The 10418-nt window shown below is 52.1% G+C and carries 17 protein-coding genes; 8 read left to right on the forward strand and 9 right to left on the reverse strand.

Translation table 11 applies throughout. The features are described from left to right. On the forward strand, nt 1-477 hold a 477-nt coding region (locus Q0L39_RS08765; protein WP_296628444.1), incomplete at its 5' end, for a hypothetical protein. Between the two features lie 96 nt (nt 478-573). On the opposite strand, the gene Q0L39_RS08770 is transcribed toward Q0L39_RS08765, so the two are convergent. Genes Q0L39_RS08770 through Q0L39_RS08780 form a run of 3 tightly spaced genes read right to left on the reverse strand, consistent with a single transcriptional unit; the run spans nt 574 to nt 1162 of the window. Beyond that, nucleotides 574-690, reverse strand: coding sequence for a manganese catalase family protein (locus tag Q0L39_RS08770; protein WP_366916355.1), 117 nt, complete (start codon nt 688-690; stop codon nt 574-576). Between the two features lie 3 nt (nt 691-693). Beyond that, nucleotides 694-969: a spore coat protein CotJB gene (locus Q0L39_RS08775; RefSeq protein ID WP_296628446.1), complete on the reverse strand. Its 276-nt coding sequence runs from the start codon at nt 967-969 to the stop codon at nt 694-696. Continuing rightward, nucleotides 956-1162 carry a spore coat associated protein CotJA gene (locus tag Q0L39_RS08780; RefSeq protein ID WP_296628448.1) on the reverse strand — a complete coding sequence of 69 codons (207 nt, stop codon included), beginning with the start codon at nt 1160-1162 and terminating at the stop codon, nt 956-958. Before Q0L39_RS08780 ends, Q0L39_RS08775 begins: the two co-directional genes overlap by 14 nt. 386 nt (nt 1163-1548) lie before the next feature. Between Q0L39_RS08780 and Q0L39_RS08785 the strand changes: the two genes are divergently transcribed. Genes Q0L39_RS08785 through Q0L39_RS08800 form a run of 4 tightly spaced genes read left to right on the forward strand, consistent with a single transcriptional unit; the run spans nt 1549 to nt 2759 of the window. Further along, nucleotides 1549-1746 carry a hypothetical protein gene (locus Q0L39_RS08785; protein WP_296628450.1) on the forward strand — a complete coding sequence of 66 codons (198 nt, stop codon included), beginning with the start codon at nt 1549-1551 and terminating at the stop codon, nt 1744-1746. Next, nucleotides 1733-2137, forward strand: a complete 405-nt coding sequence (locus tag Q0L39_RS08790) for a hypothetical protein (protein ID WP_296628452.1) — start codon at nt 1733-1735, stop codon at nt 2135-2137. Before Q0L39_RS08785 ends, Q0L39_RS08790 begins: the two co-directional genes overlap by 14 nt. A 32-nt stretch (nt 2138-2169) precedes the next feature. Further along, complete coding sequence (locus tag Q0L39_RS08795; RefSeq protein ID WP_296628454.1) at nt 2170-2541, forward strand: LPXTG cell wall anchor domain-containing protein; 372 nt, start codon at nt 2170-2172, stop codon at nt 2539-2541. Nucleotides 2542-2594: 53 nt separating this feature from the next. Continuing rightward, nucleotides 2595-2759, forward strand: a complete 165-nt coding sequence (locus Q0L39_RS08800; protein ID WP_296628456.1) for a hypothetical protein — start codon at nt 2595-2597, stop codon at nt 2757-2759. Between the two features lie 63 nt (nt 2760-2822). On the opposite strand, the gene Q0L39_RS08805 is transcribed toward Q0L39_RS08800, so the two are convergent. Then, entirely contained in the window at nt 2823-3476 is a 654-nt protein-coding gene (locus Q0L39_RS08805) for a Crp/Fnr family transcriptional regulator (protein WP_296628457.1), read from the reverse strand. Nucleotides 3477-3584: 108 nt separating this feature from the next. Between Q0L39_RS08805 and Q0L39_RS08810 the strand changes: the two genes are divergently transcribed. Together Q0L39_RS08810 and Q0L39_RS08815 are read left to right on the forward strand one after the other, a co-directional pair. After that, nucleotides 3585-4295, forward strand: coding sequence for a 4Fe-4S binding protein (locus Q0L39_RS08810; protein ID WP_296628459.1), 711 nt, complete (start codon nt 3585-3587; stop codon nt 4293-4295). A gap of 184 nt (nt 4296-4479) precedes the next feature. Then, the gene (locus Q0L39_RS08815; protein WP_296628461.1) at nt 4480-5478 is read left to right on the forward strand and encodes a hypothetical protein; all 999 of its coding nucleotides are present in this window, start codon (nt 4480-4482) and stop codon (nt 5476-5478) included. A gap of 86 nt (nt 5479-5564) precedes the next feature. Here Q0L39_RS08815 and Q0L39_RS08820 read toward each other — a convergent pair whose 3' ends face one another. The 3 genes from Q0L39_RS08820 to Q0L39_RS08830 all read right to left on the reverse strand — a co-directional run bounded on the left by Q0L39_RS08820 (nt 5565) and on the right by Q0L39_RS08830 (nt 7576). Next, complete coding sequence (locus tag Q0L39_RS08820) at nt 5565-6026, reverse strand: hypothetical protein (protein WP_296628463.1); 462 nt, start codon at nt 6024-6026, stop codon at nt 5565-5567. Nucleotides 6027-6051: 25 nt separating this feature from the next. Continuing rightward, a complete protein-coding gene (locus Q0L39_RS08825; RefSeq protein WP_296628464.1) occupies nt 6052-6525 on the reverse strand; it encodes a hypothetical protein in 474 nt (157 codons plus the stop codon). Nucleotides 6526-6634: 109 nt separating this feature from the next. Then, nucleotides 6635-7576, reverse strand: coding sequence for a M14 family metallopeptidase (locus Q0L39_RS08830; protein WP_296628466.1), 942 nt, complete (start codon nt 7574-7576; stop codon nt 6635-6637). Nucleotides 7577-7729: 153 nt separating this feature from the next. Between Q0L39_RS08830 and Q0L39_RS08835 the strand changes: the two genes are divergently transcribed. Further along, a complete protein-coding gene (locus Q0L39_RS08835) occupies nt 7730-9448 on the forward strand; it encodes an ABC transporter ATP-binding protein (protein ID WP_296628467.1) in 1719 nt (572 codons plus the stop codon). A 40-nt stretch (nt 9449-9488) separates the two neighbouring features. Here the strand turns inward: Q0L39_RS08835 and Q0L39_RS08840 are convergent, their stop codons facing one another. Together Q0L39_RS08840 and Q0L39_RS08845 are read right to left on the reverse strand one after the other, a co-directional pair. Next, on the reverse strand, nt 9489-10010 hold the full coding sequence (locus tag Q0L39_RS08840) for a DUF2812 domain-containing protein (protein WP_296628468.1): 522 nt from the start codon (nt 10008-10010) through the stop codon (nt 9489-9491). Beyond that, complete coding sequence (locus Q0L39_RS08845) at nt 10007-10327, reverse strand: PadR family transcriptional regulator (protein ID WP_296628470.1); 321 nt, start codon at nt 10325-10327, stop codon at nt 10007-10009. Before Q0L39_RS08845 ends, Q0L39_RS08840 begins: the two co-directional genes overlap by 4 nt. Between the last annotated feature and the right edge of the window lie 91 nt (nt 10328-10418).

The raw sequence follows: 10418 nt of genomic DNA on the forward strand, positions 1-10418 counted from the left end.
GGCCGGTGCACGGAGTCCCACTCAATCAAGCGGGATTACCTCACCCAGTCGCTGCTGGCCACCATCCAGGCGGACATGGAAAACGGGACCTTCCTGTTAAACGTCCGGCAACCGATACAAACGGTCGATCCGGCAAATCTTTTGCAAAGTCAAATCGAGCGGGAACAAATGAAACTCGCGCGCATCCGCGAAGCATACGAGGCGGGCATCGACACCCTCGAGGAGTACCGTCACAACAAGGAAAAGCTCACCGCCACCATCCAGCAGCTGCAGGACCAGCTGGGCACGCTGTGTCCTCCAACCGATTCCGGTGACGACAGCCGCCGCCGGCTGACCGACAAGGTGCGTGCGCTGCTGCCGGCACTGATGAGTCCATCCACACCGGAGGACGAAAAGAACCGCCTGCTGCGCTCCTTCATCGAAAAGATCATCTTTGACCGCAAGGAGGACAGCATCGAGATCTATTATTATCTATAAACATACAAAGAGCCAGTGGTTCCGCGAACTGCACTCCATTTTTAGACAGTATGATATACTGAATAACAAGTGAGGTGCAGTTCAGATCACTGGCTCTTATTGTAAGGTATTCATGTTTGGGCCTCCCAACTGAGAGATAATCACCTTTGCCGCAGCGGCATTCGGAGTCTTAATATTGACCGGATATTGCAGTTTCTTGGAATAGCTCCACATCTCTTATACCTCCTCCTGTTCCTTCTGCATTTCCCATGGCCATGGGTCATCGACCCAGCGCCAGCGGGTGTCGCCTTCCATCACGCCTGGTTCCAGCAAACCATAGCGGCTGATATATTCCGCTTTGGCCTGCTGCAGCAGCTCGCTGTATTTTTTATAGTAGGCCAGCGCCTCCTGATTGTCAGGATGGGTGTCCAGAAAGAGGTTTGCTTCGGTCAGCGCAAATTCGTACATCTGTACCCTTTTGATCAAGGTCTGTCGTGTGCTATCTTGTGCCATCTGTCGTTGTTCCCTCCCTCTCAAACGGTTTATCCAACTGGGCAAAGATGGTGCCGCGCGAAAGTCCCAGTCCGGTCTCGTACAGATCCTGCCACTCCTGACGTGCTACATACGCCATGGCAAGGGAAATCGGCTGGTCGGTAAATACCGCGCAGCCGTTGCTGGTGTCATTATTACACGGTTGAAACAGCATCTCTTTTCACCGCTCCTTTTTCTCATAGTCGCAGACAGTATCGTCTACACTCCCAACCTATGCGCTGGTTTAAAGGAGGGTTCCCGCCACAATCCGGCCTTTGTCGACCCTTTTGCTGCCGTTGCTTATGTTTTGCATCCTTTTCCATCTGCTGGGTTTGCAAAACTTTCCCAAATGCTTTCCTACCTTTTTTTGCTGTCCGTGTTCTCTCCCTTTGGCAATATTATTGAGGAAAGGAAACGGACTTTATAAATTCCTACAAAAATCTCTTCCTTTATCCGCTCCGAGGTTGACTTTATCTCTACTACAGTCTATATTAAAGGTATAGACTGTTCACACAAGCTTCCGCTTTTGCAGATAAAAGGAGGAATCCATGATGAAAAAAAATGCTGTACATGCTGACCTGTCTGCTTCTTTCGTTTACCCTGCTCTGTCAGCCGGTCTTTGCCGAGGATGAAAATTCTGAAATCTACCGCACCTTTGAAACCGGCGACTATATCGAGGGACTTTCCTCCTTTGGTGTAACGGGACAGGTCGCTGCCGACGGATTTCAACACCTCATGTCCCGCTTTGCAAAAGCATGAATGCAGCATCTATCTTTGGGCGTGGCAATCGCTGGAGAGCAGCGGCTATGATTCCTTCGACGCTGCAAAGGAAGCGCTGGAAGAGAACATCGCCGAGGACACGGTGTGCATCCTCTATCTGAGCGATACCAACGAAGGATACATCCACGTGGGCAGCGACGTTCTGCCAAACTTTGATACTGCCGCTCTGACCGAGGTGCTCTGCCGCGAGGATGCACCGAATGCTTACTACCGAATGGCTGGCGTCTTTGACGCCCTGTGCAGCATGGCAGGAAAGAGCACCGGCGACTATGTAACCGCCATCTACAACGCCAACGGCGATGTCTCCGACGAAGCGATTGAGCAGGCGGTACTTCCTCTGCATGAGGTTTTTCCGGCTATCTCTGTGTAGACTTTTACTGGGAAAGTGAAGAGGAAAACTCGGTGCTTCGCCGCGACAAAGAACTCGATTACGACGAGATTTACGCTTTGTGGGAAAATAAACTGGAGGATTACTTTCAAGATGCCATCTACATCACCTATTTTGGCAAAACCGGCAACGTCTTGATCGACATCGGTGAGCAGACCGGTGTCCAGCTGTCCAACCGGCAGATACAAGAACTGGAAGCCGCCTTCCAGCCTGGCACAGACGAAGGTGACGCTGCCGGATTTGCCGCCGGTGTCTCCGCTCTGACGAGCGCCGTTGCCAACGCGGACAATGGTATCAGCTCCGGCGTTCTGATTGGCGTTGGCGCTGTGGTCGTGCTCCTGCTGATAGGAGGTATCCTTTTCCTCAAAAGGAGAACGAAGAACTAGCTTTTGATCCTGAAACAGCATACACTGGTAATCATCGAACAGGAGGAATTATCATGAAAAAACTTTTGACTCTGATGCTATGTGTTTTCTTGCTTATGGTTTCAAGTACGGCTTGTACAACAAAAGCCGAAAGAGATCCTTCTTTCGGACTGGAGACACAGGAAATGAAATTGCAGATACCAGAATCATTCACATCAACAGCACTGGCCATCATCTGACAATCAACACAAGAAAAAACAGGAGCTTGCCAACAAGATGCTGGCAAGCTCTTTTTTCCATCCTCACAGAATTCGGAACTGATGTTTCTCAAAGTCGATGATGCCTTCCTTTTTGAGCTTTCCCAGCTCGACCGTCATGGCGCTGCGGTCCACCGACAGAAAGTCCGCCAGCTGCTGCCGGTTAAAGGGAATGGAAAAACTGCTGCTGCCTGTCCGCACCGCCTGGGATGACAGGTAGCTCAGCAGCTTTTCGCGGGTGGTTCGTTTGGACAGGATGTCCAGCTTTAAGCTGAGCTGCCGGTTTTTCTGTGCCGACACCTCGAGCAGATTTGCAATCAGCCGCGCATGAAACGGGCAGGCATTCTGGCAGGTGCGCAGCATCCGTCCTACCTGCAAAAAGAGGATCTCTCCCTTCTGCGCTGCCACTGCACAGATGTCTGCGGGCTGCGCCGGCAGACAGGCGTAGGTTTCTCCGAAGATTTCTCCTTCTCCGACGGCAGCCAGAATCGACCGGTTGCCCCAGTAGTCATCCCGCTCGATCATCACGCTGCCCGACAGCACCAATCCAATCCGGTCGATTGCTTTTCCCACCGGAAAGATCGTTTCTCTGCGCTGATACTCCTTCTTCTGTGCCTGCAAACACTGCAAAATGGAGCTGACCTCCTCGGGATTCATTCCTGCAAACAGCGGCGCGGCACATACTTTTTCCAATTCCATCTTTTTCCTCCTGTTTCGTTGGAATTCCAACAGATTATTTGCTTTGATTATAGTATCCTAGACACAGAAAATCAACACACCCTCTGTAAAAGAAAGGATGTTTTATACATGATCCGCAAAATTGTTTCGATTGACCAGGAAAAATGCAACGGCTGTGGTCTGTGTGCCAAAGCCTGCCACGAGGGAGCCATCGCCATGGTGAACGGCAAAGCAAAGCTGATCCGCGACGACTACTGCGACGGACTGGGCGACTGTCTGCCAGCCTGTCCGGTGGACGCCATCCGCATCATCGAGCGCGAGGCAGCTGCCTATGATGAGGCCGCCGTCAAGGCAAGACAGCAGCAGCTGTCCCAGCCTGTGCCGGAGATTCTGCCCTGCGGCTGTCCAGGCTCCCGCGCCAAAACTTTCCAGCGTCCGACTGCCGAAGCGGTCGCTGCTCCAACCGCTCCGATGCAGAGCCGTCTGTCCCAGTGGCCGGTACAGCTCCGACTGGTTGCAGCCAACGCCTCCTTCTTTGACGGCGCTCATCTGCTCATCGCCGCCGACTGTACTCCGTTTGCTTTCGCCGACTTCCACAACCAATTCATCAAAAACCGCGTTACGCTGGTCGGCTGTCCCAAGCTCGATCCGGTGGACTATTCCGAAAAGCTGACCGCCATTCTGAAAAATCACGACATCAAGAGCATCACTCTGGTACGGATGGAGGTTCCCTGCTGCGGCGGACTGGAAAATGCACTGAAAAAAGCATTGACCGACTCCGGCAAGCTGATTCCATGGCAGGTGACCGTCATCTCCACCGACGGACGCATCCTCGACTAACAGAACACCCCTTCTTTTCTCCATTTTTAGACCGCCTGTGTTTTTCGACACAGGCGGTCTATTTTCATGACAAATTTAGGAAATCATTGCGAAAGATTTCATAAAATGTTTTAAATTTCAGTCTCCCTTTATGATATAATACATCCGTATGAGTTTGTATTCTGTACATTTCAGAGGTGATAAAATGCCCGATTTGCAAATCATTGTTGTGTTAGTTTTGATTGTTGTACTGCTGCTGCTTGCCCTGCTGCTCCGTCATCAGGTCGCTGTCAAGCTTGCCCTGAGTGCAATCCGTCCAAAGCCGATCAGCTATGGCGCCGTACTCACCCAGGAGGTCAACCGCAATCATGTTGATCCGGCACTGATGGACTTAAAATATGAAAAACTGTTTCTCAAAAATAAACGCGGACAGGAGCTGACAGCACGTCTGTACCTGGCTCCCTCCCAGACCGACCGCTACATTCTGTTCCTGCACGCCTACAACTATCCGTGGGTCGGCGTGCTCAAGTATCTGCCGATGCTGCGCGACCTTGGATTTAACATCCTTGTCCCAGACCAGCAGGCACAGGGCGAAAGCCAAGGCGATTTTATCACCTTCGGTACGCTGGAAAGCGACGACAGTCTGGAGTGGCTGGGCGAAATCCGCCGCTATGCACAGCTGAGCGGATTTGAGCGGGCGCGCATCGGCGTGATGGGCGAGTCGATGGGCGCGGTCACAGCACTGCTGACCATGGCAAAAGCCAATTCTCCCAGCGTCAAAATGGAGGACAAACCGTTGTTTTGTGTGGCGGACTGTCCCTTCTCCAACTTTGACAGCCTGATGGAGCTGCGCGTAGAAAAGCACGGCGGCAAAAATGCGCTGCGTCTGCTGCCGCTGGTCAAGTCGATCATCAAATCCCGCAGCGGCGCGGATATGGACGAGGTCAACACCGTCAAAGCAGCTGCTGCTATCCGCGTACCGGTGCTGTTGTTCCACGGCACCGACGATCCGCTGGTTCCTGCCTCGATGAGCCAGGAGATTGCCGCTGCCAATCCCAATATCAAGCTTTGTCTGATCGAGGGCGCCAAGCACATCAACTGCTACGCCACCGATCCCAAGGAATACCGCCGCCAGTTTGTCGAGCTGCTCAAACAGGTTCAGTTTGAAAACGAAACCTCCGAGGAGTTTGCGGTCTATCTTTAATAGGAAGAAAAAAAGGTTCGGGAATATTTCCCGAACCTTTTTGTTTTGTTCTTTTCTTGATAGGAAGGAAGTTTATTTGCGCTGTGTCAGCGAACCTCCCACTTTTTTGCCAGAATCCGATAGATGCCGCCGGTCGTCTGCTGCTCAAACAGCCGATAGCCGTCCAGCTTTGCCAATGTTCGCTCGAACATCGTCCGCTCGTTGAGCAGGTCGCTTTGCTCCAGCGGAGCATAAGCATAGTCGCCGGGCTGCAGAAAGCCCCGTTTTCTCGCAGCAAAGTTTTGCTCGAGCAGTTCCTCCTTGGCCTCCCGATCAAAGATTTCATAGAAGCCGCAGACCTCGGCGCCGACCGGATTATCAAAGTAGTTGAGCGAAAAGGAGATCGCCGCTACACCTGAAAAGCAGAATTTGCGCGTCACATTGCGCTCCTTCTGACGGTCATACATCTTTAAATGGTAGCTGAGCTTGGTTTTCTGACATTTAGGTGTGATCTTCAGCTTGGTCAGTCTGGCATCGTGGGTCACCATGAGTTGTTTTGACAGAACCATCGTTTCCTCCTTTGTGCGTCGGGGATTATCCATACAGTGGAATCATCATCGCATAGGGCGCCGTAAACACTGCCAGCGCCAGACTGAGCTTGTGAATCTGCACGGCGGTCAGCTCCTGCCTGCCAAAGGACAGCTTCCGATTGAAAAAATAGATCAACACGCCGCTGAGCAGCACTCCTGGGATAGAAATGATGGTCGTACCTGGAAAGAGGATGGTGTTCAGCGGCGAACCCACCGCATCCAGTAGCAGCATGATCGCCAGAATGAGTGCCGCACCCAGAAAGTCGCTGACAAAGCCGATCAGCCACACCTTGACGATGGAACGCTTCCACACGGCAAACGCTTGTCCGATGTGCAGCACCTTGAGCGCGATCACCAGCACCAGCGTGTCGATGACAAAGTTTGCCGGCAGAATAATGAGCCAGATCACCGTCGGCCACAGCCAGAACAGCCAGATAGGAAACAGAATGTTGTAGAGCTTCAGGTTGTTTTTTGTCATGAGGGTACCCTCCTTCCTCATTCACAAAAAAGTTTCTTTCTATCCTTATTCTACCACAGATTCTGCCGGCTGTCCAGCCATTTCGCCAGAAAATACGGTACAAGTAAAATTATTCTGCCCGTTCGCTTCCGTAGGCGACCAGCGGGTCCTCCCTATGCACTCCCAGCGACAAGGTGTAGTACATCACCACGCCGTCAAATTCGGCGCGATATTCCCACACCTCATCGCTGTCCACCGATTCCAATCTGCCAAGCAGCTGTCCTTTTTGGACAATCTGACCCTCTTTGATTGCTGGATACCAAAATCCGTCCGCCTTTGCTTGCTCATACACTGCGCGGACGATTTCCCGCTGCTCTGATTTGGTCGGTTGCTCCGGCAGCATCTGTAAAAATCCCATCAGCTCATATACATTTTCGAGGCACTGGTTCACTTCCTCCTCCGACCAACGGCCCAGACCGCCTCGTTCCACCAACAGACCTGGGATTCCCCGCTGTGCAGCCCAGCTGTACAGCCCGTTTTTACTGGTGGAGCACACCCGCATCGTCAGCGACAGCGACGATGCCGCTGCACGGGAAAGGCTGCAAACCTCCTCTCCTGCTGCCGTCGGAAAGAATGCCAGCGGAACAATCTGCTCATTGATGTCCGCTCCATGCAGATCCAGCAGGAAATCTGCCAATGGATACAGCTGCGCTTCGATTGCCCAGGCAATCCGTTCGGACAGCGTGCCGTCCTCCTTTCCAGGAAAAACACGGTTGAGATTCTTGCCGTCCTCCGGCACCAGCTGCTTTGCTCCTGCCAGAAAACCGGAGCGGTTTACCAGCGGCAGGATGATCACCTGTCCGCACAGTCCCTTTGGCTGGATCTGTTCGGTCAGACGGCGCATCGCCTGAATGCCCACATATTCGCACCCATGAACGCCCGCCGTGATCAGCAGTGTTTTGCCCTCCTTCTCTCCACAGACAGCCATCCCTAGCAGCGGCATCCCGCCTTTGATGGGCATCGAAAACGCCTTCTTTTCGCCGCGTTCCAGTTTTTCTCCACAAACAATCATGCACATACTCCTTCCACGTCCTAGTTAGTTTATGCTAATTCAATGATAACCTCTTTACAACTTTCTGTCAAGCATTTCATGGGATTGCAAAAAAACTAAAAATAGTGTATCATGTAAAAACATGGGTACAAAAAATAAAAGGGGTGTGTTTTTATGTTGAAATCGTTTGTCCACTACTACAAACCACACTGGAAGCTGTTTTTGCTGGACATGGTGTGCGCGCTGATTGCGGCCAGCTGCGATCTGATGTATCCGGTCATCTCCCGTGATATTATCAACACCTACATTCCAGACAAAAACCTTCAGCTGATCCTGAGCTGGTCGGCTGCGTTGCTGGTCATCTACATCATCCAGACCATCATGCAGTACATCATGCAGTATCAGGGACATGTTGTCGGTGTACGGATGCAGGCAGATATGCGCCGCGACGTCTTTGAACACCTGCAGAAGCTGCCGTTTTCCTACTTTGACGAGCACAAAACCGGTGTCATCATGTCCCGTATCGTCAACGACCTGATGGACATCTCCGAGTTTGCTCACCACGGTCCTGAGGACCTGTTTATCTCGCTGGTCACCATTCTGGGTTCGTTCATTATCCTCTGTACCGTCAACGTTCCGCTGACCCTGATCACCTTTGCAGTGCTGCCGTTCCTGGTGCTGTTCATCGTCAAAAAGCGCACTGCAATGACCATCGCTTTCCGCAAAAACCGTATCGAGATCGCCGAGGTCAACGCCAGCCTGGAAAACTCGATTGCCGGCATCCGTGTTGCCCGTGCCTTCACCGGAGAAGCGGAAGAGGAAAAGAAATTTGCTGAAAACAACCAGCGCTATGTCACTGTGCGGGAACGTTCCTACCGCGTCATGGCGGAATTCTTCTCCGGCACCAACATTCTGACCTCGCTGATGAACGTCGTCATCCTCGCCGGCGGCGGCTATTGTGTCTACCGCGGTGTCATCAGTGTCGGCGACATGGTCGCATACATGCTGTTTATCAACATGTTTGTTGCGCCGATCAAAAAGCTGATCCAGTTTGTCGAGATGTTCCAGAACGCCATCACCGGTTACGTCCGCTTCAAAGAGCTGATGGACGTAGAGCCGGAGGAAGAGGACCCCAGCGCACAGCCGCTCGGCGATGTCCGCGGACACATCACCTTCGACAATGTCACCTTCCACTATGACGAAGGCAAAGAGGTTCTTTCCAACATTTCGATCGACTTCCCAGAGGGCAAGATGGTCGCTATCGTCGGTCCTTCGGGCGGCGGCAAGACCACCCTGTGCCATCTGATTCCTCGTTTTTATGAGGTAACCGGCGGTTCCATCTCGATCGACGGTCACGACATCCGCAATGTCACTCGCGACTCTCTGCGCCAGAAAATCGGTATTGTACAGCAGGATGTGTTCCTCTTTACCGGCACCATCTTCGACAATATCGCCTACGGCAAGCTGGGTGCTTCCCGCGAGGAGGTCATCGAAGCTGCCAAGAAAGCAAACATTCACGACTACATCATGACCCTGCCGGAAGGATACGACACCTTTGTCGGTGAACGCGGCGTCAAGCTGTCCGGCGGTCAGAAACAGCGAATCTCGATTGCGCGCGTCTTCTTGAAGAATCCACCGATTCTGGTATTGGACGAGGCAACCTCCGCACTGGACAACGTCACCGAAAATTACATCCAGGATTCGCTGGACGAGCTGTGCAAGAACCGTACCACCATCGTGGTTGCACACCGTCTGTCCACCATCAAAAACGCTGACGAGATCATCGTCATGGACCGCAGCGGTATTCAGGAGCGCGGTACTCACACTGAACTTCTGGAAAAGGACAACGGCATCTACCGCGAACTGTACGAGGCACAATTTGCGAGAATCTAGTATTCAAAAAACCTCCTTCTGCAAACAGAAGGAGGTTTTTTTATTCTTCCAGTTTCTTTTGTTTATTGCGGAAACGAACACCCTGCCGCAGCAGCACCAGACCCAGTGCATACAGGATCAGCGGCAGCCACAGAAACTGCGGCTCTCCCTCTGCTATCCACCCAATCGTCTCGAACAATCCAATCGCAAATTCCAGCCCTGACACCGCAAAAAACATCCTTGCAATCTTTCCATAGTGCTGTGCCTTTGACGCAGAATCGGTGTACAGCTCAAAACTGCCCTCGCTTGCCTTTCTGCGCAAAAACACCCAGACGCCCCACTCCTGCACGATCTCAACGCCCATCTCTTCCTGTAAAAAGGAGAAATAGTTTTGCTTTTCTTTGGCATTTCGCGGCAGCAGCTCCACCTGATAGAGATACTCCCGCTCCGCTGTTTTCTCGAAGGTATAGCGTCCGGCAAAAAAGCTGCTCATGCTCCAGCCTTGGGCAGCCATCTCGTTGAGCCATTGCTCCTCTTTGTCCTTATCAAAGAGAAATCTCCATCGAATCAGTTTTTCTTTCATTGTCCTGCCTCCTCCATCAAACGGCTGTTCTCCAGCATCTCCCGCAGTCGTCCACACTCTGCCAAAAAGGCACAACGCCCTTGTTCGGTAATCAGATATTCCTTTTTCTTGCGCGAGTCATTCTGCTGGCTGTACAGCGAAATCCACCCGCGCTCCTCCAAGGTTTTCAGCGCACCATACAATGTCCCTGCGCCCAATGTGAGCCTGCCGCCGGTCAGCTGCTCGACCTCCTGGATGATTCCATAGCCGTGTTTTGGTTCCCGCAGTGCCAGCAGCACATAAAACAGCGCATCGGTCAGCGGCTGCATTCTCTCCATCCTATCACCTCCAATATATCAGTTGACGATATATCATGGTTATAATATATCATCTTCCGATATATTTGTCAACTTCCTTTTCCTTTTTCTT

This window comes from uncultured Negativibacillus sp. (genome assembly GCF_944388365.1).
GTDB lineage: Bacteria > Bacillota > Clostridia > Oscillospirales > Ruminococcaceae > Negativibacillus.